The organism is Microbacterium paraoxydans, from assembly GCF_018224615.1.
Classification (GTDB): Bacteria; Actinomycetota; Actinomycetes; order Actinomycetales; family Microbacteriaceae; genus Microbacterium; species Microbacterium paraoxydans_B.
Genome location: NZ_JAGTUK010000003.1, coordinates 562,644 through 589,557, shown reverse-complemented (window position 1 = coordinate 589,557; position 26,914 = coordinate 562,644). Strand labels below are relative to the sequence as shown.

The 26,914-nt window shown below is 68.1% G+C and carries 31 protein-coding genes; 26 read left to right on the top strand and 5 right to left on the bottom strand.

Features of this window, described 5'->3' with window-relative positions; translation table 11 throughout:
- Positions 1-57: 57 nt before the first annotated feature.
- Positions 58-1,767, bottom strand: coding sequence for a glycerol-3-phosphate dehydrogenase/oxidase (locus KE274_RS13040; protein ID WP_211544383.1), 1,710 nt, complete (start codon positions 1,765-1,767; stop codon positions 58-60).
- 103 nt (positions 1,768-1,870) lie between these two features.
- Between KE274_RS13040 and KE274_RS13035 the strand changes: the two genes are divergently transcribed.
- Positions 1,871-2,842: a sugar-binding transcriptional regulator gene (locus KE274_RS13035; protein WP_211544381.1), complete on the top strand. Its 972-nt coding sequence runs from the start codon at positions 1,871-1,873 to the stop codon at positions 2,840-2,842.
- 15 nt (positions 2,843-2,857) lie between these two features.
- Here the strand turns inward: KE274_RS13035 and KE274_RS13030 are convergent, their stop codons facing one another.
- Positions 2,858-4,009, bottom strand: a complete 1,152-nt coding sequence (locus tag KE274_RS13030) for a glutamate--cysteine ligase (RefSeq protein WP_211544379.1) — start codon at positions 4,007-4,009, stop codon at positions 2,858-2,860.
- 207 nt (positions 4,010-4,216) lie between these two features.
- Between KE274_RS13030 and rpsP the strand changes: the two genes are divergently transcribed.
- From rpsP to KE274_RS13005, 5 genes are read left to right on the top strand one after another with little or no spacing between them, the layout of a single operon-like run.
- Positions 4,217-4,651, top strand: a complete 435-nt coding sequence (gene rpsP / locus KE274_RS13025; RefSeq protein ID WP_211544377.1) for a 30S ribosomal protein S16 — start codon at positions 4,217-4,219, stop codon at positions 4,649-4,651.
- 6 nt (positions 4,652-4,657) lie between these two features.
- The gene (locus KE274_RS13020) at positions 4,658-4,888 is read left to right on the top strand and encodes an RNA-binding protein (RefSeq protein ID WP_136034588.1); all 231 of its coding nucleotides are present in this window, start codon (positions 4,658-4,660) and stop codon (positions 4,886-4,888) included.
- Positions 4,872-5,498: a ribosome maturation factor RimM gene (gene rimM / locus KE274_RS13015; protein WP_249186318.1), complete on the top strand. Its 627-nt coding sequence runs from the start codon at positions 4,872-4,874 to the stop codon at positions 5,496-5,498. Before KE274_RS13020 ends, rimM begins: the two co-directional genes overlap by 17 nt.
- Before the next feature lie 12 nt (positions 5,499-5,510).
- The gene (gene trmD / locus KE274_RS13010) at positions 5,511-6,218 is read left to right on the top strand and encodes a tRNA (guanosine(37)-N1)-methyltransferase TrmD (protein WP_211544373.1); all 708 of its coding nucleotides are present in this window, start codon (positions 5,511-5,513) and stop codon (positions 6,216-6,218) included.
- A gap of 39 nt (positions 6,219-6,257) precedes the next feature.
- Positions 6,258-6,992, top strand: coding sequence for a class I SAM-dependent methyltransferase (locus KE274_RS13005; protein ID WP_211544371.1), 735 nt, complete (start codon positions 6,258-6,260; stop codon positions 6,990-6,992).
- A 20-nt stretch (positions 6,993-7,012) separates the two neighbouring features.
- Here the strand turns inward: KE274_RS13005 and map are convergent, their stop codons facing one another.
- The gene (gene map, locus KE274_RS13000; protein WP_211544369.1) at positions 7,013-7,795 is read right to left on the bottom strand and encodes a type I methionyl aminopeptidase; all 783 of its coding nucleotides are present in this window, start codon (positions 7,793-7,795) and stop codon (positions 7,013-7,015) included.
- Positions 7,796-7,903: 108 nt separating this feature from the next.
- On the opposite strand from map, the gene KE274_RS12995 reads away from it, so the two are divergent.
- From KE274_RS12995 to KE274_RS12955, 9 genes are all read left to right on the top strand, one after another.
- The gene (locus KE274_RS12995; RefSeq protein WP_211544367.1) at positions 7,904-8,392 is read left to right on the top strand and encodes an MFS transporter permease; all 489 of its coding nucleotides are present in this window, start codon (positions 7,904-7,906) and stop codon (positions 8,390-8,392) included.
- 170 nt (positions 8,393-8,562) lie between these two features.
- Entirely contained in the window at positions 8,563-8,910 is a 348-nt protein-coding gene (gene rplS, locus KE274_RS12990) for a 50S ribosomal protein L19 (RefSeq protein WP_136034604.1), read from the top strand.
- 118 nt (positions 8,911-9,028) lie between these two features.
- A complete protein-coding gene (gene lepB / locus KE274_RS12985) occupies positions 9,029-9,754 on the top strand; it encodes a signal peptidase I (RefSeq protein ID WP_211544365.1) in 726 nt (241 codons plus the stop codon).
- On the top strand, positions 9,751-10,410 hold the full coding sequence (locus KE274_RS12980) for a ribonuclease HII (protein WP_211544363.1): 660 nt from the start codon (positions 9,751-9,753) through the stop codon (positions 10,408-10,410). The genes lepB and KE274_RS12980 overlap by 4 nt, the downstream gene beginning before the upstream one ends.
- 54 nt (positions 10,411-10,464) lie before the next feature.
- The gene (locus KE274_RS12975) at positions 10,465-10,791 is read left to right on the top strand and encodes a DUF2469 family protein (RefSeq protein WP_017204525.1); all 327 of its coding nucleotides are present in this window, start codon (positions 10,465-10,467) and stop codon (positions 10,789-10,791) included.
- A gap of 149 nt (positions 10,792-10,940) precedes the next feature.
- Positions 10,941-11,303: a YraN family protein gene (locus KE274_RS12970; protein WP_211544361.1), complete on the top strand. Its 363-nt coding sequence runs from the start codon at positions 10,941-10,943 to the stop codon at positions 11,301-11,303.
- Complete coding sequence (locus KE274_RS12965) at positions 11,300-12,829, top strand: YifB family Mg chelatase-like AAA ATPase (protein WP_211544359.1); 1,530 nt, start codon at positions 11,300-11,302, stop codon at positions 12,827-12,829. The genes KE274_RS12970 and KE274_RS12965 overlap by 4 nt, the downstream gene beginning before the upstream one ends.
- Positions 12,826-14,004: a DNA-processing protein DprA gene (gene dprA, locus KE274_RS12960; RefSeq protein WP_211544357.1), complete on the top strand. Its 1,179-nt coding sequence runs from the start codon at positions 12,826-12,828 to the stop codon at positions 14,002-14,004. Before KE274_RS12965 ends, dprA begins: the two co-directional genes overlap by 4 nt.
- A 77-nt stretch (positions 14,005-14,081) precedes the next feature.
- Positions 14,082-14,984 carry a tyrosine recombinase XerC gene (locus KE274_RS12955; protein WP_211544965.1) on the top strand — a complete coding sequence of 301 codons (903 nt, stop codon included), beginning with the start codon at positions 14,082-14,084 and terminating at the stop codon, positions 14,982-14,984.
- Between the two features lie 102 nt (positions 14,985-15,086).
- On the opposite strand, the gene KE274_RS12950 is transcribed toward KE274_RS12955, so the two are convergent.
- Positions 15,087-15,716 (bottom strand): M23 family metallopeptidase, encoded by a 630-nt coding sequence (locus KE274_RS12950; RefSeq protein ID WP_307872209.1) that lies wholly within the window; start codon positions 15,714-15,716, stop codon positions 15,087-15,089.
- A 306-nt stretch (positions 15,717-16,022) separates the two neighbouring features.
- Between KE274_RS12950 and rpsB the strand changes: the two genes are divergently transcribed.
- From rpsB to KE274_RS12905, 9 genes are all read left to right on the top strand, one after another.
- A complete protein-coding gene (gene rpsB / locus KE274_RS12945; protein ID WP_211544355.1) occupies positions 16,023-16,964 on the top strand; it encodes a 30S ribosomal protein S2 in 942 nt (313 codons plus the stop codon).
- Positions 16,965-17,007: 43 nt separating this feature from the next.
- On the top strand, positions 17,008-17,835 hold the full coding sequence (gene tsf / locus KE274_RS12940; RefSeq protein ID WP_211544353.1) for a translation elongation factor Ts: 828 nt from the start codon (positions 17,008-17,010) through the stop codon (positions 17,833-17,835).
- A 90-nt stretch (positions 17,836-17,925) separates the two neighbouring features.
- Positions 17,926-18,642: a UMP kinase gene (pyrH, locus tag KE274_RS12935; RefSeq protein ID WP_136031812.1), complete on the top strand. Its 717-nt coding sequence runs from the start codon at positions 17,926-17,928 to the stop codon at positions 18,640-18,642.
- Between the two features lie 66 nt (positions 18,643-18,708).
- Positions 18,709-19,263 carry a ribosome recycling factor gene (gene frr, locus KE274_RS12930; protein WP_211544351.1) on the top strand — a complete coding sequence of 185 codons (555 nt, stop codon included), beginning with the start codon at positions 18,709-18,711 and terminating at the stop codon, positions 19,261-19,263.
- 6 nt (positions 19,264-19,269) lie between these two features.
- Positions 19,270-20,412: a phosphatidate cytidylyltransferase gene (locus KE274_RS12925; protein ID WP_211544349.1), complete on the top strand. Its 1,143-nt coding sequence runs from the start codon at positions 19,270-19,272 to the stop codon at positions 20,410-20,412.
- Positions 20,412-20,993 carry a DivIVA domain-containing protein gene (locus KE274_RS12920; RefSeq protein WP_249186317.1) on the top strand — a complete coding sequence of 194 codons (582 nt, stop codon included), beginning with the start codon at positions 20,412-20,414 and terminating at the stop codon, positions 20,991-20,993. The genes KE274_RS12925 and KE274_RS12920 overlap by 1 nt, the downstream gene beginning before the upstream one ends.
- A 64-nt stretch (positions 20,994-21,057) precedes the next feature.
- Positions 21,058-21,732, top strand: a complete 675-nt coding sequence (locus KE274_RS12915) for a transglycosylase SLT domain-containing protein (RefSeq protein WP_211544347.1) — start codon at positions 21,058-21,060, stop codon at positions 21,730-21,732.
- 9 nt (positions 21,733-21,741) lie between these two features.
- Positions 21,742-22,029 (top strand): hypothetical protein, encoded by a 288-nt coding sequence (locus tag KE274_RS12910; protein WP_211544345.1) that lies wholly within the window; start codon positions 21,742-21,744, stop codon positions 22,027-22,029.
- Positions 22,026-22,748 (top strand): alpha/beta hydrolase, encoded by a 723-nt coding sequence (locus KE274_RS12905; protein WP_211544343.1) that lies wholly within the window; start codon positions 22,026-22,028, stop codon positions 22,746-22,748. Before KE274_RS12910 ends, KE274_RS12905 begins: the two co-directional genes overlap by 4 nt.
- Positions 22,749-22,775: 27 nt before the next feature.
- On the opposite strand, the gene KE274_RS12900 is transcribed toward KE274_RS12905, so the two are convergent.
- Positions 22,776-23,837 carry an AI-2E family transporter gene (locus tag KE274_RS12900; protein WP_211544341.1) on the bottom strand — a complete coding sequence of 354 codons (1,062 nt, stop codon included), beginning with the start codon at positions 23,835-23,837 and terminating at the stop codon, positions 22,776-22,778.
- A gap of 177 nt (positions 23,838-24,014) precedes the next feature.
- Here KE274_RS12900 and KE274_RS12895 point away from each other — a divergent pair, with 177 nt between their 5' ends.
- Together KE274_RS12895 and KE274_RS12890 are read left to right on the top strand one after the other, a co-directional pair.
- Complete coding sequence (locus KE274_RS12895) at positions 24,015-25,979, top strand: glycosyl transferase (protein ID WP_211544339.1); 1,965 nt, start codon at positions 24,015-24,017, stop codon at positions 25,977-25,979.
- Positions 25,976-26,911 carry a tetratricopeptide repeat protein gene (locus tag KE274_RS12890; RefSeq protein ID WP_211544337.1) on the top strand — a complete coding sequence of 312 codons (936 nt, stop codon included), beginning with the start codon at positions 25,976-25,978 and terminating at the stop codon, positions 26,909-26,911. The genes KE274_RS12895 and KE274_RS12890 overlap by 4 nt, the downstream gene beginning before the upstream one ends.
- The last annotated feature ends 3 nt before the right edge of the window (positions 26,912-26,914 follow it).

The following is a 26,914-nucleotide window of genomic DNA, read 5'->3' as shown; positions in this document are numbered from 1 at the left end:
CTCTGCCTCGACCCCCTATGGGATAGCACCGCGAGGAGGGCGGTGGTCGGACTCCCGTCAGCCGCGGGTGCGGGACGGGAGGTGGAGTCCGTGGCGTTCGTTCAGGAGGAGACGGGTCTGCTCGACTTCCGCGTCGTGCCGCTCCCGATCCCACCCGAGGAGCGGGGCGAGCGCATCGGCGATCTCATCGAGCACTTCGGCGTTCGCGCCACCCGTGAAGGCGATGCTGGTGCGACGCAGGATGACATCCTCCAGCCGCGCGACCATCTCATGCTCGACCATCCACTCGAGTTCCCGCGTGGACAGGTCGCCGCCCGCCAGGGGGGCGTCGGGGCCCTGCTCGACGTGCGCCCAGACCTCGGCCGCGCGCGTGCCGTAGCGGGCGAGGAGCTGGTCGGCCCGCGAGCCCGCACCGGCGAGGTTCTCCTGCACCCAGATGCGCTTGGCCTTCTCCGTGCGAGGGAACTCGCGGCCGCCACCGATCGCTCGACCTGCGGTCGACACGGTGCGCGTGCGACCCAGCAGGTCGAGCACCTGGTTGGACAGCGACTCGCCGAGCGCGCGGAACGTGGTCCACTTCCCGCCCACGAGGCTCACCAGCGGGACTGCTCCCTGCCGGTCGACCTCGACGCGGTAGTCGCGGGAGACGAAGCCGGGTGCCGTGTCCTCGTGGCGGGGGAGCGGGCGAATACCGGAGAAGTTGTAGACGATCTGCTCGCGGGTCACCGCGATGGTAGGGAACACGTGGTGGATGAGGTCGAAGAAGTAGTCGATCTCCTCCTCGGTGCACACCGGGACCTCGCGCGGATCCGCATCGATGTCGGTGGTGCCGACGAGCACGCGCCCCTTGAGCGGGTAGATGAGCACGATACGGCCGTCGGAGTGCTCGAAGAAGATCTCCCGACCGCGCGTGGCCTCGAGCAGCTGCGGGTGGTCCAGCACGATGTGCGAGCCCTTGGTGCCGCCCATGAATCGGCTCTCCAGTCCGAGCTCCTCGTTGGTGACGTCGGTCCACGGTCCCGAGGCGTTGACGATCACGTCGGCGGACACGGCGAACTCGGTGCCGCTCTCGCGGTCGCGCAGCAGCACGCTGTCGCCGTCGCGGCCGACCGCCTCGACGTAGTTGAGTGCCACGGCGCCCGGGTGGGCGGCACGGCCGTCCTGCAGCACGTCGAGAGCGAGACGCTCCGGGTCGTGCATCGAGGCGTCGTAGTACGTCGCGGTGTACTTGATGTTCGGGTCGAGCGAGGGCAGCTCCGCGAGCGACTTCTTGCGGCCGAGGAAGCGGTGACGGGGAACCGTGCCACCGTCGCGCGAGAACGTGTCGTAGATCGTGAGGCCGACCTTGATCAGGAACGCTCCGCGCTCCTTCGGCTTGCCGCTCTTGTGGGTGAGGAAGCGGAGCGGGGCGGAGAGGATCCCGGAGAACGTCGAGTAGATCGGGATCGTCGTCTGCAGAGGCTTGACGTAGTGGGGCGCGATCTTGAGCAGACCGTTGCGCTCCTCCACGGACTCCCGCACCAGGCGGAACTCGCCGTTCTCGAGGTAGCGGATACCTCCGTGGATCATGTGGCTGGAGGCGGCGGACGCACCGGAGGCGAAGTCGCCGCGCTCGACCAGGAGCACGTCGACACCCTGGAGTGCCAGATCGCGGAACGTGGAGATGCCGTTGATCCCACCGCCGATGACGAGGACGGTGGTGCGCCCGGATTCGCGGACAGCGCGGACCTCTGCGCGCTCGGGGGACGCGTGTGTGGAATCGATCATCGTCGACCCTCTCTTCCTTGCTTGCCACCAGCATCGACCCGTCTGACGTGGGCGCGCAAGTCCGCTGCACATATGTGCAAGGATCGAGGGACAGGAGGATGTCATGGCAGGTTCCGGCGCGCAATCCCGCGACGACAAGCTGATCGCGGCGCTCACCGCCGCGCAGCTCTACTACATGCAGGACAAGACCATGGAGGTCATCGCGAAGGAGCTGGGCACCTCCCGATCCTCGGTGTCTCGGCTGCTCAGCTTCGCCAGGGAGAGCGGGCTGGTGGACATCCGCATCAACTCCCCGCTCGAGCGCCTCGGCATGCTGGAGCAGCGGATCCGCGACCGCCATCGTGTCGTCGCGCACGTGGTTCCGATGGCGGAGATCGTGAGCGAGGTCGAGCGGTTGGAACGCGTGGCATTGACCGCCGGGCGACTCCTGTCCCAGTTCGTCGACTCGAACATGATCGTGGGCGTCGCGTGGGGTTCGACCATCAGTGCGGTGAGCCGAGGTCTCACGCAGAAGGAGACGCACAACACGACGTTCGTGCAGCTCAACGGCGCCGGCAACACGCAGACCAGTGGCGTGGAGTACTCGAGTGACATCCTGCAGCGCTTCGGCAGCGCGTTCGGGGCGCAGGTGCAGCAGTTCCCCGTTCCGGCCTTCTTCGACGACCCGGCCACGCGCGAGGCGATGTGGCGGGAGCGCAGCACGCGAAGGGTCCTCGACCTGCAGGCCAAGATGGACATCGCGGTGTTCAGTCTCGGCTCACCCGCCGCCGAGGTTCCCAGTCGCGTCTACGTCGGCGGGTACCTGGGCAGGGAGGACTACCGGAGCCTGCGCGAAGACCACGCGATCGGCGATGTTGCGACGGTGTTCTTCCGCGCGGACGGCTCGTGGCGAGACATCCGGGTCAACGCGAGGGCGACCGGTCCGGGACTCGACCGGCTGCGCCGGGTGCCGCGCCGTGTGTGCGTCGTGTCGGGGGTGCCGAAGCTGGCGAGCCTCCGCGCGGCCATCGCGGCGGACCTCATCACCGACGTGGTGCTCGACGAGGGACTCGCCCGCCGACTGGTGGAAGACTGATCCGGCTCGTCCCTGTCACTCGCCGTCTATCGACGACTGCGGCCCCGAGCGGAACTCGCGGATGAGGTGCTGCACGACCGCGCTGAGGTCGCCGCCCGTGGCATCGGCCACGGCGAGCTGACGCGCATAGCTCGCACCGCCGTCGAGGATGCCCGTGATGCTCGCGAACTCCCTCCCGCAGCCGAGTTCCACCGCGACCGGCGCGAGCTCCTCGATCTTCTCGGAGAGGTGATCGCCCACGAGGCGCTGCGTGCCGATCGCGTCGACGATCACGCGGGCGTCGAGACCGTAGCGCGCGGCGCGCCATTTGTTCTCGCGGTGGTACCAGGCGGGAAGCTCGGGGAGCGCTGCGCCCTCGTCGAGCAGCCGCGAGAAGTGCTCCACCAGCACCTGGACGAGAGCTGCCACGGCGGCCATCTCCGAGAGCGTGGAGAGACCGTCGCAGGCGCGAACCTCGATCGTGCCCCAGCGGGGCGCGGGACGGATGTCCCACCGCACCTCGGTCGCGTCGGCCATGACACCCGTGCGGACCATGTCGTCGAGGTAGCGCTCGAACTGACTCCAGTCGCGCAGCGGCCAGGGGAGCCCTGCGGTGGGCAGCTGCTGGAACACCAGGGCGCGGTTGGAGGCGTAGCCCGTTCTCTCGCCGGCCCAGAACGGACTCGAGGCCGACAGGGCCTGCAGGTGGGGGAGGTAGGCGGACAGGGCGTTGATGATCGGGAACACCTTGCGCTGATCCTCCACGCCGACGTGCACGTGTATGCCCCAGATCATCATGTTGCGCCCCCACCACTGCGTGCGCTCGATGAGCGTGTGGTAGCGGGTCTTGTCGGTCACCTGCTGATCGAACCACTGCGCGAAAGGATGGCTGCCGGCCGAGAGGAGCTCGATCCCCGCGGGATCTGTCGCCGTGCGGACCGCGGAGATGGCGTTGGCGATGTCGTCCACCGCGTGCGCGACCGAGTCGCCGATGCCGCTCGTGACCTCGATCGTGTTCGTCAGAAGCTCGCCGGTCACGGTGTGGCGCTCGTCTTCGCTCTCCGCTTCGAGCGCGGCGAGGAGTTCGGGTGCGCGGCCGACGAGGTCACCGCTTGCAGGGTCGGCGAGCATGATCTCCCATTCGAGACCGACGGTGGAGCGGGCCGAAGCGGCGAAGTCGAGCTGCACGACGACAGTCTGACACGGCACCATCCCGGTGCGGCCACGCCGTGTCGCCGCGTTTCGCGTGAGACCGATGCATCTGGCAGAATAGAGGGTCGGACGAGGTGCTCGACCCTCTATCCAGCATTCGTCCTCCCTATTGAGCTTCCGCCGGGTGTGCACCCCACTCTCCAGGCGATCAGTTCGTTTCCTTCCACACCATTCAGGAGAATCGTGGCTGTCAAGATTCGTCTCAAGCGCCTGGGCAAGATCCGCGCGCCTTACTACCGCATCGTCGTCGCCGACTCGCGCACCAAGCGCGACGGCCGCGTGATCGAGGAGATCGGCAAGTACCACCCCACCGAGGAGCCTTCGTTCATCGAGGTGAACTCCGAGCGTGCGCAGTACTGGCTCTCCGTCGGCGCCCAGCCGACCGAGCAGGTCACCGCCATCCTCAAGATCACGGGCGACTGGGGCATCTTCAAGGGCGACAAGGACGCGAAGTCCACCCTCAAGGTCGCCGAGGAGAAGACCGCGTTCGAGGCCGACGCCTCGAAGAAGTCGGTCATCAAGCCGAAGGCAGAGAAGAAGGAGGCTCCCGCTGAGGAGGCTCCCGCTGCCGACGCCGACGCGGAGGCCGCTGAGGCTCCCGCCGCCGACGCCGAGTAATTCGTCGTGCTTGCCGCCGCGCTCGAGCACATCGTCAAGGGGATCGTCGATCACCCGGAGGATGTGCGCATCACCGAATCCACCTCGCCGAGAGGCGATCTCCTCGAGGTGCGCGTGCACCCCGACGACCGTGGACGCGTGATCGGGCGCGGCGGCCGCACGGCCAAGGCTCTTCGCACCCTCGTCAGCGCTCTTGCGGATGGGCGTCGCGTTCGTGTCGATGTCGCGGACGACTGACGTGGTGGCGAAGGACCGCAGCCAGGGCAGGAACCAGCTCCGCGTCGGACGACTCGTCAAGGCGCATGGGCTGAAGGGTGCCCTGAAGCTGGAGCTGTACACCGACAACCCCGAGGGCCGCTTCACGCCCGGGGCAGTGTTCACGTTGCAGGTGCCTGAGGCATCCCCGTGGCACGGCAAGGACATCACCGTTCGCGAGTACCGGGTGATGAACGGCAACTCCGTGGTCTTCTTCGAGGATGTCGATGACCGCACAGCGGCGGAGAGCCTCGTGCGCGCCATCCTGTGGATCGACCAGGACGATGACGAGGTCGAAGAGAACGCCTGGTTCGATCACCAGTTGGTCGGCCTCGATGTCGTGCGCGATGACGTCGTCGTCGGCCGTGTCGTTCGTGTCGATCATTTTCCTGCGCAAGACCTCCTGATCGTGAAGTCGGGCGAGCAGGAGATCATGGTCCCGTTCGTCGAGGCGATCGTTCCGACGGTCGATGTCGCCGCGGGGCGCGTCATCGTGACGCCGCCTGCAGGTCTCTTCGAGGAGCTCCCGGAGCCGTCGGAGGTCGACGCGCAGGGTCCGACGGAGACGGACGACGCCTCCGAGCAGCACTGATACGGTGCCCCCGTGCGCATCGACGTCGTCTCCATCTTCCCGTCGTACTTCGACGGACTGACGCTCTCCCTGCTCGGTAAGGCGCAGCACACCGGTTTGCTCGACCTGCGCGTGCACGACCTCCGTGACTGGACCCATGATCGTCACCGCACGGTCGACGACACCCCCTACGGCGGGGGAGCGGGCATGGTCATGAAGCCCGAACCGTGGGGCCTCGCCCTGGATGAGCTCGCGTCACCGCGCGGCGGTGTGCGACCGACGATCGTGTTCCCGTCTCCTGCTGGGCAGGTGTTCACGCAGGCGACGGCTCGGGAGCTCTCGACCGCGGAGCACCTCGTGTTCGGCTGCGGACGGTATGAGGGGATCGACGAGCGGGTGTTCGAGTATGCGTCGGCACTCGGCGACGTGCGGCTCCTGAGTCTGGGCGACTACGTGCTCAACGGGGGCGAGGTGGCCACGATGGCCATGATCGAGGCGATCGGGCGGCTGATCCCCGGCGTTGTCGGCAACCCCGAGAGTCTCGTGGAGGAGTCGCACGAGGATGGTCTGCTCGAGTACCCGTCCTACACCAAGCCGTCGGTGTGGCGTGATCGCGCCGTTCCGGACGTGCTCCTCAGCGGCAACCACGGAGCGATCGCGCGCTGGCGCCGCGAGCAGCAGCTCGAGCGCACGCGCCGTCGGCGGCCGGACCTTCTCCCGGACGACGACGCCGGAGCCTGAGCGGGCGGTTCGCCGCGTCGCGGCTGTTAGCGTCGGAGTATGGCGCGCGAAGAGCTGGCTCGATCCTTCGAGAGCATCGGCGAGGAGTACGACCGGTATCGTCCGGGCTTCCCGGAGCGTGCGGTCCAGATCATCGTTCCCTCACGGGTCGATACGGCCCTCGATCTGGGTGCCGGTACCGGCAAGTTCACGTCGCTCCTGCGCGATCGAGCGCGGCGAGTCATCGCCGTGGAGCCGTCCCTCGCGATGCTCGACGTCCTCGCGGCACGGCTGCCGGATGTGGAAGCACAGCCCGGTAACGCGGAGGCCATTCCTCTTCGCGATGGAACGGTCGACGTCGTGAGTGTGGCGCAGGCCTTCCACTGGTTCGACCGCGACGCGGCCGCCGCGGAGATCGCCAGAGTGCTCGTGCCGGGTGGCGGGCTCGGGCTGCTCTGGAACCGCGCCGATCCCGCGTGCGCGTGGGATCTCGCCTGTCATCGGGTCGCGCACCCCGCGGTGCAGGACCACGATGCGACTACCGCCACGGCCGTCGAGCTCCCCGGGTTCGTGCTGGAGGTGCACGAGGAGGTCCGCTGGACCGAACGCATCACTCGCGCGCACTATCTCCGCCGGTGGGGCACCGTCAGCAGCTTCCTCGTGGCCGACGAGGACGGCTGCGAGGAGATGACCGCGGCGCTGGAGCGCGTGCTCGACCACGATCCCCAGACGAGGGGACGCCCCGCCTTCGAACTGCCGCACCTCACGGACGTGTTCCGCTACCGCCGCATTTGAAGCGGCTGCGCCTCGCGGGGTCAGTCGACTCCGAGGAACGAGCGGTCGGTGAGGATGATGGGGCCGTCCTCGGTGATCGCGACAGTGTGCTCCGAATGGGCACCGCGCGAGCCGTCGGCGCTGCGGAGAGTCCACCCGTCGGGGTCGGTGATCAGCTCGTCGGTCGTCGCGAGGAACCACGGCTCGAGTGCGAGGACGAGGCCGGCGCGCAGCGGGAAGCCACGGCCGGCGCGGCCGTCGTTGGCGACATGCGGGTCGCCGTGCATGGTGCGACCGACGCCGTGTCCACCGAAGTCCAGGTTGATGGAGTAGCCCTCGCCGTGCGCCACGTCGGCGATCGAGGCCGAGATGTCGCCGATACGGTTGCCGACGACGGCGCTGTCGATCGCCGCGGTGAGAGCACGCTCGGTGGTGTCGATCAGTCGCAGGTCCTCGTCGCGCGGTGTGCCGACGATGAACGACACCGCGGAATCGGCGACCCATCCGTCGACGGAGACCGCGAAGTCGAGCGTCACCAGATCACCGTCGCGCAGCGCGTAGTCGTGCGGGAGTCCGTGCAGGACCGCGTCGTTCACCGAGGTGCAGATGACCTTGCCGAACGGGCTCGCCCCGAACGAGGGGTGGTAGTCGATGTAGCAGGACTCGGCGCCGGCCCGGCGGATCATGCCGTGGGCACGACGATCGATCGCCAGGAGGTTCGTCCCCACGGTGGTCTCGTCGCGCAGGGTCGCCAGGGTCTCGGCGACGAACCGACCTGCCGCTCGCATCTCATCGATCTCGGCAGGGGTGCGCAGTTCGATCATGGGTGTCCTCTCGTTTCTTCCATTCTCCCCGATGAAGCGCGTGCCGGGAGCCGCGCGCTCAGAGCGAACACGGTGACCGCCGGCACGCGACCGACGTAGCATCGGAGCATGTGGGTGCGTCGGGCGTTCTTCCGGTGGCTGCTGCCGTCTGCCTTCGTGCTGCCGCTGTGGCTGTTGATCGGCTGGGGAGTGTTCCAGGGCGGCTGGGCCATCCTGTGGGTGCTGCTGATCGCCATGCCCTCCGTCTTCATCGGTCAGCTGCTGTTGACCCTCCTGACGCGTTCCCGCCCTTCCGTGCGGGTGGAGCGGGCGCTGTCCTGGTGGGACGTCGCCGGTTTCGCGCTGTGGCACGGTCTGACCATCGCGGTTGGTTTCTTCATCGACGGGGCCTTCGGTTGGCTGCTCGCGGCGGCGATCGTCGTCGGTATCGCGCTGGTGTGGCTGCAACTCTGGCAGCTCTGGAACGAGGCGCGCGGTAGCGGCGCCCGAATCCGCGAGACCATCACTTGGTCCACGATTCCGTCAGCGGATGAGCCGACGGTGCGCGCGCAGCCCCATGAGATCATCGTCGTGCGGGAGAGCGACCGACGCGACTGACTGACCGTTTTGGTCGCACCTCGCCATCCGTGGCAGAATAGATGTTTGTGCCGTGACCGGCTCTGCCACAGGGGAGCCCGCGGACGCGTCAGCGCCGTTCGGCACACACCCGTTCTTGTTCCTTCCGAATTCATGCATCCGACCTGTGGCGAGTGCAGAGAGAGACGATCATGCAGATCCTCGACGCCGTCGACGCGGCTTCGCTCCGTTCCGACATCCCCGAGTTCTTCCCCGGTGACACCGTCAAGGTGCACGTGAACATCACCGAGGGCAACCGTTCCCGTATCCAGGTCTTCCAGGGTGTCGTCATCGGCCGCCAGGGCGACAGCGTCCGTGAGACCTTCACGGTCCGCAAGATCAGCTTCCAGGTGGGCGTGGAGCGTACCTTCCCGGTGCACTCCCCGGTGATCGACCACATCGAGGTCGTCACTCGCGGTGACGTGCGTCGCGCGAAGCTCTACTACCTGCGCGAGCTGCGTGGCAAGAAGGCGAAGATCAAGGAGAAGCGCGACAACTGAGTCGCAGCTTTTTCATAGCACCCCGGGACACGATGTCCCGGGGTGCTTTGTTCTGGGCGGGGTGTGCGACCCTTGATACTGCCGTGCGCTCACGGTGCTCTTTTCGAGAAGGAACCAGATGACTGACTCTTCGTCCGCACGCCCGACGAGACGGCGCCGAGGGTTCCTGATCTTCCTTCGCGATGTTCTCGTGATCATCGTGATTGCGGCGCTCGTGTCCTTCGTCATCAAGACCTTCGTCGTTCGGTCCTTCTACATCCCATCGGCCTCCATGGAGCGCACCCTGCTCATCAACGACCGGATCCTCGTGGATGAGCTGACACCGAGATGGACCGGTTACGATCGCGGCGACGTCGTCGTCTTCAAGGACCCAGGCGGCTGGCTCGACGGGCAGCCGCAGACTCCGGCGCAGCCGCCGCTGATTCAAGCCGTGGACTGGGTGCTCAACTTCGTGGGGATCTCCGCGACGGACTCGCAGGATCATCTCGTCAAGCGTGTGATTGGTGTCGCCGGTGATCACGTGGTGTGTTGCAACGCTTTGGGGCAGATCACCATCAATGGTGCACCCATCGACGAACTGAGTTACCTGAACCTCCCGGAGGGAGACACGGCAGCGTCCAACGAGCCGTTCGACGTGGTCGTACCGGAGGACTCGGTGTGGCTTTTGGGCGACAATCGGGACCGCTCGCGAGATGCCCGCGCTCACCAGGACCTTCCCAGCGGTGGGTTCGTGCCGGTCGGCAACATCGTCGGCCGGGCTTTCCTGACGACGTGGCCGCTCGATCGCTTCGGCACGATCGACGGGCATCACGAGATCTTCAACGGGGTCCCGGAGCCGCAATGACCGTCGTCGCACCGCGCCTGACCCTCGAGCGTCGGCTGCTCGGCGAGTGCGATCTGATCATCGCGCTCGACGAGGTCGGCCGTGGTGCGCTCGCGGGTCCCGTGGCAGTGGGCGCCGCCGTCATGGACGCGAAGGGCGCACGACGTCGGGTGCCCGAAGGGTTGCGTGACTCGAAGCTCGTCACCGAGCGGCGGCGTCCCGAGGTGGCCGCCCGCGCGGCGGCCTGGGTACAGGCATCCGCGGTGGGATGGGCGACGGCACAAGAGGTGGACGACGTTGGCATCATGCGGGCTCTCGGGCTCGCGGCGTCCCGAGCCGTTCAGGCGGTCGTGGATCAGGGGGCCGCTCTCGACGACGCGCTGGTGTTGCTCGACGGTAATCACGACTACGTGTCGCGCGTTCATCCCGTCCCGCTGCGGGTGCGTCCGGTCGTCAAGGCTGATCGTGACTGTGCCTCGGTATCGGCCGCCTCGGTCATCGCCAAGGTGGCGCGCGACGGCCACATGGCGGAGCTGCACGAGGACCACAGCGCGTATCAGTGGGACAGGAACAAGGGGTATGCGAGCCCGGAGCACCGCGATGCCATTCGTTCCCTCGGCCTGTCGCCGTTCCACCGCGCATCGTGGGCCATCACTGACGCGCCGACGCTCTTCTGACTGCGGCAGCCGGATGCCGCTCGGTGCGGTTCGCCGCCCTAGGATGGATTCATCATGGATGAGGAAGCCTTCGACGACTACGACCGCGAGCTCGAGCTGGCGCTGTTCCGTGAGTACCGCGATGTCGTCTCCCAGTTCCAGTACGTGGTGGAGACCGAGCGGCGCTTCTACCTGGCCAACGAGGTCAACGTCGTCCGCCGCGATACCGAGCACGACTTCTATTTCGAGATCTCCATGAGCGATGTCTGGGTGTGGGACATCTACCGCGCCGATCGTTTCGTCAAGGCCGTGCGGGTCCTCACGTTCAAGGACGTGAACGTCGAAGAGCTCCAACGGCGGGAGTTCGAGCTTCCGCAGGAGCTGTCGCTCGACGGCGAGTGAGCTGACGCAGCGGACTGGGTGACGACCCGCCCGCGGGGCACTCTGGCCCGTTCTGCACAGGCTGGCTGCATGCGGCCGATCTCCGCCGTTCCGGAGCACATGGACCGCACGGGCTCCGGATCGCACGTCCGCCGAGCGATCCTGTCCGCATGGCAGCGAAAGATGAGCTCGGACGAGCGGGAGAGCAGCGGGCGGCGGAGTACCTCACGAGTCGCGGATACACCATTCTCGACCGGAACTGGCGGTGTGCGCAGGGCGAGATCGACATCGTGGCGCAGCGGGACGGGTGGATTTCCGTCGTCGAGGTGAAGACCCGTCGAAGCCCTGCATTCGGTCACCCTCTCGAGGCGATCGATGCGCGGAAGCGGCGTCGGCTCTGGCAGCTGGCCCACGCATGGCGCTCGGATCACGCCGAGCTGGCGCGCGGTCGGATGCTGCGAGTCGAGGCCATCGGCATCACGGGGCCGGATACGGCACATGGCGACATCGAACATCTCGAGGACATCGCGTGAGCACCGCGCGTACGTGGTCCGTCGCACTCAACGGTGCGGCAGGACATGTCGTCGAGGTGGAAGCCGACCTGTCCAACCAGACGCCCGAGTTCCGCATCATCGGCCTTCCGGACAAGTCCCTGGGTGAAGCCGTGCAGCGCGTGCACAACGCGTGCCAGAACTCCGGGCTCGACCTTCCCCGCCGTCGCCTCACGGTGAATCTGTCGCCGGCCAGCCTGCCGAAGCACGGCTCCGCGTTCGACCTCGCGATCGCGGTCTCCAGCCTCGCCGCAGGCGGCACACTCGACCGGCGCGGCGTGCGCAGCACTGTTCATCTGGGCGAGCTGGGGCTCGACGGGAGGATCCGCCCGGTGCTGGGCGTTCTCCCGGCCCTGTTCGCCGCGGTGCGCGCGGGCTTCACGCAGGTCATCGTGCCTCGTGGCAACGAGGCTGAGGCGCGCCTGGTCCCGGGGGTGTCGGTACGATCCGCCGCCTGTCTCGCCGAGGTGGCCGGTTGGCACGGGGCCGACGTGGAGGTCGCCGATGTCGAGCCGGTCTACCCTCCCGCCTCCGCACTCATGAGTCGGGACGATCTCGAGCTCGGCGATGTCATCGGGCAGGAGGAGGCGGTAGAGGCGCTGATCGTCGCCGCCGCCGGGGGCCATCACATGCTTCTCAGCGGCCCGCCGGGTGCGGGGAAGTCCATGCTGGCATCACGCTTGCCCGGGATTCTGCCGCCGCTGGATGAGGAACAGGCGCTCGAAGTGGCATCGATCCGGTCGCTCAGCGGCGAGTCCGTCACCTCACTGGATGCTCGACCGCCCCTGGAAGCGCCTCATCACACGGCCTCCGCGACAGCGCTGGTGGGCGGGGGCTCGCGTTCGGCGAGGCCAGGGGCGGTGGCTCGAGCACATCGAGGCGTGCTCTTCCTGGACGAAGCCGCGGAGTTCTCCCGCGTCGCACTCGATGCACTGCGGCAGCCGCTGGAATCAGGGTTCGTCGACGTGCACCGCGCGGGTTTCACGGCTCGGTTTCCGGCCCGGTTTCAGCTGGTGCTCGCGACCAACCCGTGTCCCTGCGGGAACTTCGGCGTGCGGAGCGCAGAGTGCACCTGCCCGCCGAGTGCGGTGCGGCGCTACGCCGCCCGAATCTCCGGGCCTTTGCGGGACCGGGTCGACATCGATCTCGGACTCACGAGGGTCTCGGCGTCCAGGGCGATCGCGCACGAGCAGGCACAGGTGACGACGAGGATAGCCGCACAGCGAGTCTGCGCAGCCAGGGAGCGCTCGGCAGCTCGCTGGCGCGGCACGCCCTGGCAGAAGAACGCCGAGATTCCGGGCGCTGTCCTTCGGCGGGTGCCGTTCCAAGTTGCCGCGAGTGACCGGGCGACTCTCGACCGCGCTCTCGAACGCGGTGCGCTGACGCTACGCGGCTACGACCGTGTCCTCCGGGTGGCGTGGACCATGGCCGATCTCGCGGGACGCGAGCGCCCTGGCGAAGAGGAGATCGGCCGTGCCCTGCATCTTCGCGGAAGGGCGGCGGCGTGATCGACGACCTTCTTGCCGACGATGCCATCCGTTCTGTTGCGCGACGTCTCCGCGGTGAGCGCTCCGAGAGCGTCGAGGAGGCTCTCGCGCGAGCCGCCTGGACGATCCTCGCCGAACCGGGCGACGCGGTCGCCGGAGTGCTCATCCAGGAGTTCGGGGCGATCGGAGGACTGCGCTATGCGTTTGATTCGCGCGCTCCCGCCACACCCGAACTGCGGAGCCAGGGAGCCGTCCGAACCCTTGACGAGGCGCGGCGCCGATGGCGTCCTCGAGCGTCTTCTGCGGCGGTCGGCCGGGCGCTCAGAGCAGCGCTATCGGCGCAGGCCAAGCTCGTGATACCAGGCGATGACGACTGGCCGGAGCAACTTTCCGACCTCGGCACACAGGCACCAGTGGCGCTGTGGGTGCGAGGGCGTAGCGAGCTTCTGGTCGCACGACCCCAGATCGCGGTGGTCGGTGCACGCGCCGCCAGCGGTTACGGCGAACGCGTTGCATCCGAGCTGTCGGGTGACCTCGCGATGACCGGAGCGACGATCGTTTCGGGAGGCGCGTACGGCATCGACGGAGCAGCTCACCGCGCGGCCCTCGGTGTGGGCGGGGCGACCATTGCCTTCCTCGCCGGGGGAGTGGATCGACCCTACCCGGCGGGGCACCACGATCTGCTGGACCGGATCGTCGCACACGGCGCGGTCGTCAGTGAGCCGCCATGCGGGGCGGCGCCGACCAAGTGGCGATTTCTCGCACGGAACCGACTCATCGCCGCATTGGGACAGGCCACGGTGGTTGTCGAGGCCGGATGGCGCAGCGGCTCGCTGAACACGGCCGGTCATGCGGCGGCCCTCGGGCGTCCGCTCGGGGCCGTGCCCGGGCCAGTGACCTCGGCGTCGTCGGCGGGATGCCATCGCCTCCTGCGCGAGTATGGGGCGACCTGCGTGACGTCTGCGGCCGAGGTGAGGGAACTCGTGGGCTGTGTCGACGGTCCGGCGGGGGAGCCCGTGGCGCTCGAGGGCGACCGAGCTCGCCTTCTCGATTCGATGAGTGCGAGGTCCTCGCGAACGATGAACGACCTCGCCGAACGGTCGGGAATGCGCACCGATCGAGTGAGAGCCATCTTGGGTCTTCTCGATGTGGAAGGGAGAGTGGTCCGCGACGATCGGGGGTGGCGGCGCCGCTGAGGCCCGGAGAGTCGGCGTCATGGTGGTGCCACGGCGGGGCGCGGAGAACTCGCGGTGGATGCGGGCAAGCTGGAGAAGTGGATTACGCGGTCGCGGTGGAGGCCTTCACCGACCACCTGGAGAAGGTGCGTCGGCTGTCTCCGGCGACCGTCCGCGCCTATCGAGCCGACCTGAGGGATCTCGGTTCGACTGTGGGCATCGGGTCGCTCACCGACGTCGATCTGGAGACACTGCGGGAGTGGCTGTGGCAGGCGACGCAGCGTGGAGACGCCAGGTCCACCCTGGCACGGCGAGCGGCCGCCGCTCGGTCGTTCTTCGGCTGGGCGCGCGAGCGCGAGTTGATCACCACCGACCCGAGCGTCCGCCTGATCGCCCCGAAGCGCGCGAAAACCCTTCCGACGGTGGCGTCGAAGGATGCGATGACGCAACTGCTCGACTCGTATCGGGCGGCCGCACGCGACGGAGACCCGGTGGCGCTCCGTGATCACGCGATCCTGGAACTCCTCTACGGTGCAGGCATCCGCGTCTCCGAGCTGTGCGGCCTCGATGTCGATGACGTCGACCTCGAGCGCGCGACAGTGCGTGTTCTCGGCAAGGGGGCGAAGGAACGTGTGGTGCCGTTCGGCACGCCGGCCGCAGACGCCGTCGGCGCCTACCTGACCCGCGCCCGTCCGACGCTCCTCGCACGGGCGACGAGTGCGGGCTCGGCGTTTTTCCTCGGGGCACGCGGTGCGCGGATGGGACCTCGGGCGGTATACAGCCTGGTGGCCAGCGCGTTGGCCCCGATCGTGGGTGCCGAGACGATCGGCCCGCACGCACTCCGTCACACTGCCGCGACTCACCTGCTCGACGGCGGTGCAGACCTCAGAGCCGTGCAGGAGATCCTGGGCCACGCGAGCCTCGGGACCACCCAGATCTACACCCACGTCTCGGCCGAGCGGCTGACGGCGACGTACCGGCTTGCCCACCCCCGCGCCTGACCCGGCCGGGGCCCCGGCCGCCGGAGCCCGGACCAACCCTCGTCCCCGACCTGTCGCGATACGCCACCGACCCCACATCGTTCGAACGCGGGTTCCGTCTTGTCACGCGCGGCAGCAGGGGAGCAGCACAGCGCGGCGGGCCTCTCCGAACAAGGTCAACGGATCGATGTACATCCCGTCCAGCCGAACGCCGAGGTGCACCGTTCCGTCGGGTGCGTGGCCGCCATGAGCCACCCTTCCGACCTCCTGGCCGCGCGTCACGTGATCGCCCGGTGAGAGCGAGGAGTCCAGCGGCTCGAAGGTCGTCACCAGACCGTCGCTGTGCGTGATGGTCAGCACGGGGCGATCGACCACGATGCCGCGGAAGGCGACCACGCCATCGGCTGGAGCCAGGACCGAGGTCTCGGGCGGTGCCGCGATGTCGATCCCGCGGTGCCCAGGGCCATAGGGTTTCGCAGGCGCCCGGAAGCGTGCGACGACGGTTCGCGCGCCGGCGACGGGCCAGCGCCACGCGGTGGCGGAAGGAAGTGCTCGACGAGGTGGCGTCGCTACGGGTGACACCGGTGCGAGTGCGGCGAGTGACAGCGTCGGCGTTCTGTCGACCGCGGAGACGCGCGATGGTGTGGCGAGCAGGATGGAAGCCCTCGTCTCAACCGCGGCGCCCGTGGCCACGGAAACCGCGGCAGCCATGAGGCTGACGACGAGGAGGAACGATCGGCGCACTGAGGTCACGGGGCGAGTCTGGTAGCGACAACTCAGGCATTCCGGGCTGTTCCGGGCGGGCCGCGCTGACGGGGGAGAAACGGCGGTGAGCGCCGATTGTGCAGTGCCGAGTGGACCGCTCTGATCCTGTATGCTGGGTGAGCACCTCGATCTCGGGGTGACTACGCGTGCCCACAGCGATTCTCTCGTGGCATCCATTCCCGCAGGTCCTGCTTCCGAGCAGGTGGGCGTGAGCCGGGCACCAGGGCGTCCGATCAACCGGTCGGCGTAATCAACCTCAACGGCGCAGCACTGCGCCAGAACCAGGAGACGACCATGGCTGTGGTCACCATCCGCCAGCTGCTCGACAGCGGCGTGCACTTCGGACACCAGACGCGTCGGTGGAACCCGAAGGTCAAGCGCTTCATCCTCACGGAGCGCAGCGGCATCCACATCATCGACCTCCAGCAGTCGCTCGGCTACATCGACAAGGCGTACGACTTCGTCAAGGAGACGGTCGCCCACGGCGGCACCATCCTGTTCGTCGGCACCAAGAAGCAGGCGCAGGAGATCCTCGCCGAGCAGGCCACCCGCGTCGGCCAGCCGTTCGTGAACCAGCGCTGGCTCGGCGGCCTCCTCACCAACTTCTCCACCATCGCGAAGCGTCTCGCCCGCATGAAGGAGCTCGAGGAGCTCGACTACGAGAACCCTGCCGCATCGGGCTTCACGAAGAAGGAGCTGCTCCTCAAGAAGCGCGAGCTCGACAAGCTCCACAAGTCGCTCGGCGGTATCCGCAACCTCACCAAGACGCCGTCCGCCCTCTGGGTCGTCGACGCCAAGCGTGAGCACCTCGCCATCGACGAGGCCAAGAAGCTGGGCATCCCGGTGATCGGAATCCTCGACACCAACGCTGACCCGGACGACTTCCAGTATCCGATCCCCGGCAACGACGACGCGATCCGCTCGGTCTCGCTGCTCACTCGCATCATCGCCGACGCCGCGGCCGAGGGCCTGCAGCAGAAGCACAACCCCGAGTCGGGCGACGCCGAGCCGCTGGCTGAGTGGGAGAAGGAGCTTCTTGAGGCTCCGGTCCAGGAGTCGGCCGACGCCGCCGAGGTGGTCACCGCCGCCGACGAGGCTGCTGTCGTCGAGACGCCCGCTGCTGACGCCACCGCCGCCGATGAGGCCGGTGCCGAGGCGCACGACGAGGCGATCGCCGCCGCTTCCGGCGAGGAGACCGCTGAGGTCGCCGCTGCCGAGGCTGCAGACAACAAGTAATCCCTCGTTCACACATACATCACGAAGCAAGGAGCCACCACACATGGCCAACTTCACCATCGCCGACCTCAAGGCGCTGCGTGAGCAGCTCGGCACGGGAATGGTCGACACCAAGAAGGCGCTCGAGGAGGCCGACGGCGACGTCGAGAAGGCCACCGAGATCCTGCGTCTCAAGGGTGCCAAGGGCAACGCGAAGCGCGCTGACCGCTCGACCAGCGAGGGGCTCGTCGTCGCCCGCGAGCAGGACGGCGCCGTGACGCTCATCGAGCTCGCCTGCGAGACCGACTTCGTCGCGAAGAACGACCGATTCATCGCGCTGGCCGACAAGGTCGCCGACGCGGTCGCCGCTGTCAAGGCGGACTCCGTCGAGGCAGCGCTGGCCGCTCAGGCCGGCGACAAGACCGTCGAGCAGCTCATCTCGGAGGAGGCTGCGATCATCGGCGAGAAGGTCGAGCTCCGTCGCGTGCGCACGGTGACCGGCGACAACGTCGAGGTCTACCTGCACCGCACGAGCAAGGACCTCCCGCCGCAGATCGGCGTCGTCGTCGCCTACACGGGTGACGACGCGGCGACCGCCCGCAGCATCGCCCAGCACATCTCGTTCGCGAACCCGTCGTACCTGTCCCGCGAGGACGTGCCGGCGGAGGCCGTCGAGAAGGAGCGCGAGATCGTCACCGAGATCTCCCGCAACGAGGGCAAGCCTGAGGCCGCCCTGCCGAAGATCGTCGAGGGCCGTGTCGCGGCGTTCATCAAGCAGGTCGCCCTGCTCGAGCAGGACTACGCGAAGGACAACAAGCTCTCCGTCGCCCAGGTGGCGAAGGACGCCGGTATCACCGTGACGGACTTCGCGCGCTTCAAGGTCGGCGCGTAACACCGTCGAAGGGGTTCGGATCGCATGATCCGGACCCCTTCTTCATGCCCACGAGGCACTATCTTGAATCGGGACGAGAGGACACCATCCATGACTGAACGCACCGGACGCCGCCGCGTCCTGCTCAAGCTCTCCGGAGAGGCCTTCGGCGCCGGGCAGCTGGGGGTCAACCCCGACGTGGTGAGCCAGATGGCGCGGGAGATCGCCGCAGCCGTCGACCGGGTCGAGGTCGCTGTCGTGGTGGGCGGTGGCAACTTCTTCCGCGGAGCAGAGCTCAGCCAGCGCGGAATGGACCGGGGTCGCGCGGACTACATGGGCATGCTCGGCACCGTCATGAACGCTCTCGCGCTGCAGGACTTCCTCGAGCAGGCCGGGGCCGCCACCCGCGTGCAGTCCGCCATCGCGATGACGCAGGTTGCGGAGCCGTACATCCCGCGTCGCGCGGAGCGGCACATGGAGAAGGGCCGCGTCGTGATCTTCGGCGCCGGCGCCGGGCTGCCTTACTTCTCGACCGACACGGTCGCGGCGCAGCGGGCATTGGAGATCGGGGCGCAGGAGGTGCTCGTCGCCAAGAACGGTGTCGACGCGATCTACACCGCCGACCCGAACAAGCACGCCGATGCTGAGCGCATCGAGCGGGTGACGTACCGCGACGCGCTGCAGCAGGGCCTCAAGGTTGTCGACTCGACCGCCTTCAGCCTCTGCATGGACAACAACATGGACATGCGGGTCTTCGGGATGGAACCCGCCGGGAACGTCACGCGTGCGCTCCTGGGCGAGACCATCGGCACGCTCGTCACCGCCTGACCACCTGCGCGGCTCGGGCGAGCTCGACCGATAGAATTTCTGAACACCCCGACGATAGGAGTCACCGTGATCGCGGATGTCCTCGCTGAAACCACCACCCGTATGTCTCGGGCTGTCGAGGCTGCCAAGGAGGACTTCTCCACGGTGCGCACGGGCCGCGCGAACCCGCAGCTGTTCCAGAAGGTCCTGGTCGACTACTACGGCACGCCGACTCCGCTGGCGCAGCTGGCCTCTCTGGCCAATCAGGAGGCGCGCACGCTGATCATCACGCCGTATGACAAGTCGGCGCTGAAGGCGATCGAGCAGGCGATCCGTGAGATGCCGAACCTGGGCGCGAACCCGACGAACGACGGCAACCTGGTGCGCGTCACCATGCCGGAGCTCACGGCCGAACGCCGCAAGGAGTACGTGAAGCTCGTGAAGTCGAAGGCCGAGGACGCGAAGGTGCACGTCCGCGGTATCCGGCGCAAGGCGAAGGACGAGCTCGACGCGCTCAAGACGGAGCTCGGCGAGGACGAGATCGCGCGGGGCGAGAAGGAGCTCGACGTGCTGACGCGTCAGCACGTCGACCTCATCGACGACGCGCTCAAGCGCAAAGAGGCCGAACTTCTCGAGGTGTAAGCCCGCATGACCGACGAAACGCGAGACGCCGAGGAGGGCAAGCCGCTCACGCGCCGTGACGCGCGCGAAGAGGGCCTGCCCGAGGCCGGCGCCCCGCTCGCCGATGCAGCCTTCCCCGCGTTCGACGTCGCGGCGGTTCCGCCACGCCCGCCGCTCCCTGAGTCGACCATGCCGTCGGGTCCCGCCCGGCGTCTGGACACGGCGGATCACAACGCGATCCGTGAGCAGTGGCGCGCTGCTCGTGACGAGTTCGGCACCCACGTGTCGCATGCGCGGGATCAGTTCGATCAAGCCAACGAGCGGATCAAGCAGCGCACGGGCCGCGACCTCATGCTGGCGATCGTGATCGGCCTCGCCTTCGGTGGCGCTCTGCTCGCATCGTTGCTGTTCATCAAGGCGCTGTTCGTCCCGTTCGCCCTCGCGGCCGCTCTGCTCGGCGTGTACGAGTTGTCTCGCGCACTGCGTGCTGCCGGACGTCGCGTCGACGTCGTTCCGCAACTGATCGCTGCGACGTTCCTCGTTCTCGGTGCGTACTTCGCCGCGCCGTGGCTGTCGTGGGTCATGTTGTTCGTCTCCGTCGCATTCGTGATCGTGTGGCGCCTCGTGGCGCAGATGGTCGCCAAGGACGGGCGCACGTACGGCGACGTGCTCACAGACGCCGTGATCGGTGGGTTCGTCCAGGTGTACGTGCCGTTTCTCGCCGGGGTGGCGCTGATCCTCCTCGAGCAGGAGGGCGGTCAGTGGTGGGTGCTGAGCTTCATCGCGATCGCCGTCGCCGCCGACACGGGTGCCTATGCCGCGGGTCTGGCTTTCGGCCGTCACCCGATGGCACCGCGGATCAGCCCCAAGAAGACGTGGGAGGGGTTCGGCGGCGCTGTCGTCGCCTCGCTCGTCGCCGGTGTGCTGCTCGCGCTCTTCCTGCTGGACCTGCCCTGGTGGGGCGGGCTCATCTTCGGGGCGGCGATCCTGCTGTCCGCGACGCTGGGTGACCTCGGCGAGTCGATGCTCAAGCGGGATCTGGGCATCAAGGACATGAGTTCCTGGCTCCCTGGCCACGGGGGTCTGCTCGATCGGCTGGACAGCATCCTGCCGTCCACCATCCCTGCGCTGTGCCTCTACTTCCTCCTCTCTCCCTGGGTGGTGCTGTGATGACCGACAACCGGACCGACGAGAACATGCGATCGTCCGCGCCGCCGGCGTTCGCCGTGACCACGGGCCGGACGCGCGGTTACCACCGTGCGGCGGTCGACACCTTCCTGGCCTCGGCCCGGCGCGCGTTCGAGACCGGCAGCGATGAGCTCACCGCGGAGGGCGTTCGAACCGCATCCTTCCCGCTGGTCAAGGAAGGCTACGTCGTCGCGGACGTGGACGCGGCGCTCGGAAGGGTGGAGGACGCCTTCGCAGCGCGGGAGCGGGAGCGTGCGGTTCGTGCGCGCGGCGCGGGTGCCTGGGTCGAGCAGGCGCGAGCCGACGCCCAGGTGATCCTCGACCACCTCGCTCGCCCGGCGCGCCACCGCTTCGGCCGAGCGGGCATCCTCACGTTCGGTTACCGCGTCGACGAGGTGGACCACGTCATGTCGCGCATCGTCCGCTACCTCCGGGACGGCGAACCCCTGTCGGCCGAGCAGCTTCGCTCCGCCGCCTTCCGCATGCAGCGCGGGGGGTACCTGGAGGAGCAGGTCGATGCTCTGCTGGACGCGACGATCGATGTGATTCTGGCGGTTCGCTGACCATAGATGGCCTGTGCAGGCTCGTGTGCGTAAACTGTCTTCCATCGTGTACACCCGAAATGACATGAATCTCGAACGAACCGATGCTTCGGCGGCGCCTGTGGTGCCGACGACGTCGGCTGCTCGGGGTACCGGTCGGTGGACGCGGCGACGCGGCGTCGCCGGGGCCTTCAGCGGGCTCGCGGTGGTCGGACTTGCGGCCGCACTGGTCGCGCCGACGGGTGTTGCCCTCGCGGAGCCGGCACCCGAGGAGTCACCCGAGTCGGTCTACGCCGCCGCGCTCGCGGACACCCAGGATCTGACGGTGACCGTGCAGGGGGCAGAGATCAAGCCGCTCGCGCGTGGCACCTTCGAGATCTACGTCAAGCCGAAGCCTCCGCCCCCGCCGCCCGCCCCGACCGCGACCAGCGGGTCGAAGGGCAAGTCTTCCGGTGGCGGTTCCCTTCCTCCCTACACGGGGGGTGGCGCTCCGGCGGAGTGGATGGCCGCGGCCGGGATCGCTCAGAGCGACTGGCAGTACGTCGACTACATCGTGTCGCGCGAGAGCGGCTGGAACCCGAACGCGACCAACAAGTCGTCCGGCGCGTGCGGACTGGTTCAGGCGCTGCCGTGCAGCAAGGTTCCCGGAAACGGCTACAACCCGGTCGATAACCTGCGCTGGGCGACCGGTTACGCCACAGGCCGCTACGGCAGCTGGGCGGGCGCGTACAACTTCTGGACCACCAACCACTGGTGGTGAGCCGGCGTCATGCCCCGCTCACGTCGACGTCCTTCGGGGCGCCCTGATCCGGACGCGTCTCTCGACCGCCTTCTCGCGGGCTGGAAGCGCACGGAGACCCGCCGCGGCGTGGAGTGGACCGTGCAGCCGGTGTCCAGCGCGCAGGCGCAGAAGGAGTACGTGTGCCCCGGCTGCGGGCGCGTGATCGACATCGGCACCGCGCACGTCGTGGCCTGGCGCGCTGATGGCGTGCTCGGAGACGCCGCCGCCCTGGCCGACCGCAGGCACTGGCACAACCACTGTTGGAGGATTGCATGACCATCGAGATCCGGGGACCCCGGGAGCTCCCGGCACGGCGTGAGGACATCGAGCTCACGACGGCCGACGGCCTGACCCTGGTCGGGGAACTCGCGCTACCGGAGGAGAAGATGCCGGTCGCGACGCTGGTCACGCTGCACCCGCTTCCCACCGCCGGTGGATTCATGGATTCTCACATCCTCCGGAAGGCAGCCGCACGTCTCCCCGCGTTGGCCGACCTCGCCGTCCTCCGGTTCAACACCCGCGGCACGAGCTCACCGCGTGGCACGAGTGATGGCGCCTTCGACGGGGGTGCCCTGGAGCAGTTCGACGTCGCAGCGGCGATGCAGTTCGTTCACGATCGTGCGCTTCCACGTCCGTGGCTGCTGGGCTGGTCCTTCGGCACCGAGCTGGCGCTCAAGTACGGCCGCGACCACGAGGTCGAGGGCATCATCCTGTTGTCGCCACCGCTGCATCGAGCCACGGACGAGGAGGTGGCCGCGTGGGCTGAGGCCGACCGTGAGGTCGTGATCCTCGTCCCGGAGTTCGACGACTACCTCCGTCCCGCCGAGGCGCAGCAGCGCTTCGCCTCGATACCGCACGCTCGTCTCATCCCGGTCGAGGGCGGGAAGCACTTGTGGGTGGGGGAGACGCAGACCCGCAGGGTGCTCACCGAGGTCGTCGCCGCCGTGAACCCCTCGGCGCTCCCGCTGCCGACGCACTGGCCCAGCGACGACTGAGCGCGGGCGGTGCTCGCCGCGGCCGCGTCAGAGATCGTTCATTCGGGGGATCAGCACCTGACGGTAGATGATCAGGATGCTCGCCGCGACCGGAATCGCGATGAGGGCTCCCAGCAGTCCGAGCAGGCTGCCGCCCGCGAGAGCGGCGACGACGACGACCGCGCCGGGGACCGACACCGCACGGCTCATGATGCGCGGGGAGATGACGTAGGCCTCGATCTGCATGTAGATCAGGTAGTAGATGCCGGCGGCCAGCGCCGTGGCGGGGGAGCCCAGCCCGGGGATCAGGCAGACGAGAACGATGATCGTGGAGCCGGTGAGCGTGCCGACCAGGGGGATGAGCGAGAAGAAGAAGGCGATGACCGCGAGGACTGCGGGGAACGGCGCCTCGATGATCGTCAGGTAGATGGCACTCAAGACTCCGTTGATGACGCCCTGGGACACCTGGCCCATGACGTAGTAGCCCACGGAGTCGGTGATCTGCTCGGACAGGTCGATGAAGCGGTCGCGCTTCGACGACGGGACGAGCTGGTACACGGCGCGCTTGAGCGAGGGCGTGGAGGCCGTGAGGTAGATCGTGAGGATGAGCACGATGAAGGCGCCGAACACACCGCTGAGGACGGCGCCACTGGCGATCAGGACTCCCTGCCCGATCGAGCCGCCGATCTCCGCCAGGTTCGTGGTCAGCCAGTCCTCGATGTAGTTGAACACGTCGTCGACGAGCAGGTTCGGGAAGGTCTCCTGGATCCAGTCCTTGAGATCGTCGATCGCGGTGCCGCGCTGGACGATGGTGGTGATCTGTGCGATCAACTGCGAGATCTGGTCGACGAGAACCGGCAGGACGATCAGGATGATGCCCACGAAGATCGCCAGCACGGCGAGGATCGTCACGAGCACCGCGAGCCACCGCGGCAGGCGCCGTCGTTCGAGGAACGACACGAGGGGGTCGAGGCCGAGGCTCAGGAACAGGGCGGTGCCAATGTAGAGCAGCACCGTCGACAGGGTCTGCACGCTGCTGATCAGCAGGATCCCCAACCCCACACCGAGCGTCGCCACGAGGGCGGTGCGGAAGGGGTTGTGGATCTTCATGCGGACTCCTCGCGACGGCTGCAGCAAGGCTATCGACCCTGGCACGCCGCGCCGTGGCGACGTGCCGTTCGTCGCGCATGCGAACTGCTCGTGGGCAACACACAGGTGACTTCGCTAGTCTGAAATGTCGAGTGTGGCGTCGCGGGCGGGTATTCGCGATGCGTGAGGAGACTATTCGTGCGTTTCGTATGGGCCGTGGTGGCCTTCGTGCTGGCTGCCGTGCTGATCGGCGCGGGGATCGCTCAACGGACGGTCTTCATGGGCCCATCGAGCCAGCAGGAGCGCGTCTCGATCGAGGAGCCCGCCCCGTTCGTCCTCATGGACGGTGACGTGCTGCGCACGAACCCCGGGGCGCAGAAGCTCGCGGTCAGCGGCGAGGGCGAGATCTTCGCCAGCTATGGGCGCACCGCCGACATGCAGGCGTGGCTGTCGGACTCCGACTACAACCACGTCTCGGTCGGGAAGGACGGCGAGTTCCGCGTCGAACACCTCGCGGCCGCCGACGAGACGGCAGACCCGGGTGAGGATGCGGGCACCACTCCGGCGCCGGAAGAGACGCCGGCGACGGATCCGACCGCGGAGGAGCCCACCGGCCGCAATCCGGTCGGCTCCGACCTCTGGCTGGATTCCTTCAGCCAGGAGAATCTGCTCACGGTCGACAACATGCAGCTTCCGGAGGGCACCAGCGTGCTCATCGCCTATGACGGCACGAAGGACGCGCCGGATGACATCGTCGTGTCGTGGCCGGTCGACAACAGCACCCCGCTCGCCGGACCGTTGATGGTCGCCGGAGGTGTCGTCCTCCTCATCGGCCTCATTCTGTATGTGCTGGCGATCCGTCACCAGCGTCGTGGCCGCGGTCCTCGCCGTAAGGGTCCCGGGCCGCTGCCGATGACGGAGCCGATCGAGGTCGCTGCTCTTCCGGCCGGGGAGCGCGCCGCCCTGGACGCCGGTGACACGGCGAACGCCAGTGCCCCTTCCGAGCCGGTCGTCAAGGATGCGGAGGTCGTGGAGGACGAGCCCGGCACGCGCACCGAGCCCGACGGGAAGTCGTCCATGCGCGCTACCGGCCCGACTCGCCGTCGCCGCATGCTGGCGCTGCCGGCACTCGGCCTCACGGCGCTGCTCGCTGCGGGGTGCTCGGCGGACTCCTGGCCGCAGCTGGGCGACGCGTCCGCTTCGCCGTCGCCGTCTCCCACGGTGATCGCTCCCGAGAACCAGAAGCCACCGGCGGTGACCGAGGCACAGGCGAAGCGCATCCTGAAGAACCTGTCGGAGACCGTGGCCGAGGCGGACAGCACGCTCGACGCGGACTTGGCGGGTACGCGTCTCGCCGGTCCCGCGCTCGAGGAGCGGGTGACCGACTACGCCGTCCGGGCGAAGGTCACCAACGACGCGCCGCCCGTCGCGATCCCCACGGATGATGTGCGCGTCGTGCTGCCCGAGGCCACCGACCGCTGGCCGCGCACGGTGCTCCTGCTCTCGCAGAACAAGGACGACGACACTGTTCCACCCGTACTGCTCACGATGACACAGGACGACCCGTGGTCGAACTACAAGGTGACCAACCTGGCGCAAATGGCCGCCGACGCGCAGTTCCCTGAGGTCGCGGCGAGCTGGCTCGGCACCTCGATGGTGCCCGCCGACTCGGCGTTCCTCACGCTCCCGCCCGACCAGGTGGCTGCGGCGTTCTCCGACGTGGTCGACAACGTGGAGAAGAGCCAGTACTACGGGCAGTTCGACGATCTGTCCCTCGCCGTTGCCCAGTCCATCCGCGACGGGCGCCAGACCGTGGTGCAGGGACTCGCGGACGCCAACGCCGCAGAGACCTCGAAGGCAGCGTTCAAGGCCCTGCCATCGGATACGGAGCCCGTCTCCATGACCACTCTCGACAGCGGGGCGATCGTCGCGGTCTCGGTGCTCGACGTCGAGACGATCACTCCGGTCAACTCCGACGTGGTGATCCGTTTCGGTAGCAACGAGCAGGCCAAGGCGCTCACGGGTGCGACCGAGTCGGCGACCGGCGTCGAGACGACTTATCTGAGCCAGTTGTTCTTCGCCGTCCCCTCGCAGGGGTCGAGCGAACCGATGAAGCTCCTGGCCTCCACCCAGGACCTGCTCTCCGTGAAGGTGATCAAGTGACCGACATCTCTCCCGCGGCCCTCCGAGGCGCGGTCGATCTCTCCAGCCTCCGTAATCGTCCCGCGGCCCCCGCCGCCGGCGCGCCCGCAACGCAGGGGCAGGGCGTCGCCGACGTGGTGGTCGACGCGACCGATGAGACCTTCGGACAGGTACTGGAGATCTCGCGCACGGTGCCGGTCGTCGTCGACCTCTGGGCCGAATGGTGTGGGCCGTGCAAGCAGCTGAGCCCGATCATCGAGAAGGTCACGCGCGAGCTCGGCGGCCGGGTGCTGCTCGCCAAGGTCGACGTCGACGCGAATCCGCAGCTCGCCCAGAGTTTCCGCGCGCAGTCGATCCCGATGGTCGTCGCGCTCATCGCGGGGCAGCCGGTGCCGATGTTCACAGGGGTCGTGCCGGAGCAGCAGGTGCGCGAGGTGTTCGCGCAGCTGCTCCAGGTCGCCGCGCAGAACGGCGTTTCCGGGACGCTCTCGGTCGGGGGAGACGCCGGGCAGGATGCACCCGAGCCCGTCGAGCCCGAGCTGCCGCCGCTGCACGCCGAGGCCTACGCCGCGATCGAGGCCGGCGACTACGCCGCGGCCATCCGCGCATACGAGAAGGCGCTCGCAGAGAACCCGCGCGACGAGGAGGCCAGTGCCGGACTGGGGCAGGTGAAGCTGCTCCACCGCGTGCAGGGCCTGGATCTGCAGGAGGCGCGCGCCGCTGCTGCCGCGGCCCCGCTCGACGTGCAGGCGCAGTTCGACGTGGCTGACCTCGATCTGGCCGGGGGCCACGTGGATGACGCGTTCGCGCGGCTGCTCGATCTGTTCGCGCAGCTTCCCTCGGACCAGCGTGCACCCGTGCGTGAACGACTCGTGGAGCTCTTCGGGCTCATCGGTGCGGCCGACCCTCGAGTCGTGTCGGCACGCAACCGCCTCTCGTCACTGCTGTTCTGACGT

Bases quoted from the DNA above. Each gene is read 5' to 3' on its own strand.
- rpsB (WP_211544355.1), top strand. From the start codon at position 16,023: ATGGCTGTGGTCACCATCCGCCAGCTGCTCGACAGCGGCGTGCACTTC.
- map (WP_211544369.1), bottom strand. From the start codon at position 7,795: ATGATCGAACTGCGCACCCCTGCCGAGATCGATGAGATGCGAGCGGCA.
- rimM (WP_249186318.1), top strand. From the start codon at position 4,872: ATGTCGCGGACGACTGACGTGGTGGCGAAGGACCGCAGCCAGGGCAGG.
- KE274_RS12970 (WP_211544361.1), top strand. From the start codon at position 10,941: ATGGCAGCGAAAGATGAGCTCGGACGAGCGGGAGAGCAGCGGGCGGCG.
- rplS (WP_136034604.1), top strand. From the start codon at position 8,563: ATGCAGATCCTCGACGCCGTCGACGCGGCTTCGCTCCGTTCCGACATC.
- KE274_RS12995 (WP_211544367.1), top strand. From the start codon at position 7,904: ATGTGGGTGCGTCGGGCGTTCTTCCGGTGGCTGCTGCCGTCTGCCTTC.
- lepB (WP_211544365.1), top strand. From the start codon at position 9,029: ATGACTGACTCTTCGTCCGCACGCCCGACGAGACGGCGCCGAGGGTTC.
- tsf (WP_211544353.1), top strand. From the start codon at position 17,008: ATGGCCAACTTCACCATCGCCGACCTCAAGGCGCTGCGTGAGCAGCTC.
- KE274_RS12925 (WP_211544349.1), top strand. From the start codon at position 19,270: ATGACCGACGAAACGCGAGACGCCGAGGAGGGCAAGCCGCTCACGCGC.
- KE274_RS12905 (WP_211544343.1), top strand. From the start codon at position 22,026: ATGACCATCGAGATCCGGGGACCCCGGGAGCTCCCGGCACGGCGTGAG.
- KE274_RS12975 (WP_017204525.1), top strand. From the start codon at position 10,465: ATGGATGAGGAAGCCTTCGACGACTACGACCGCGAGCTCGAGCTGGCG.
- KE274_RS13005 (WP_211544371.1), top strand. From the start codon at position 6,258: ATGGCGCGCGAAGAGCTGGCTCGATCCTTCGAGAGCATCGGCGAGGAG.
- KE274_RS12900 (WP_211544341.1), bottom strand. From the start codon at position 23,837: ATGAAGATCCACAACCCCTTCCGCACCGCCCTCGTGGCGACGCTCGGT.
- KE274_RS13040 (WP_211544383.1), bottom strand. From the start codon at position 1,767: ATGATCGATTCCACACACGCGTCCCCCGAGCGCGCAGAGGTCCGCGCT.
- KE274_RS12910 (WP_211544345.1), top strand. From the start codon at position 21,742: ATGCCCCGCTCACGTCGACGTCCTTCGGGGCGCCCTGATCCGGACGCG.
- KE274_RS12915 (WP_211544347.1), top strand. From the start codon at position 21,058: ATGAATCTCGAACGAACCGATGCTTCGGCGGCGCCTGTGGTGCCGACG.
- KE274_RS12980 (WP_211544363.1), top strand. From the start codon at position 9,751: ATGACCGTCGTCGCACCGCGCCTGACCCTCGAGCGTCGGCTGCTCGGC.
- KE274_RS12920 (WP_249186317.1), top strand. From the start codon at position 20,412: ATGACCGACAACCGGACCGACGAGAACATGCGATCGTCCGCGCCGCCG.
- KE274_RS13035 (WP_211544381.1), top strand. From the start codon at position 1,871: ATGGCAGGTTCCGGCGCGCAATCCCGCGACGACAAGCTGATCGCGGCG.
- pyrH (WP_136031812.1), top strand. From the start codon at position 17,926: ATGACTGAACGCACCGGACGCCGCCGCGTCCTGCTCAAGCTCTCCGGA.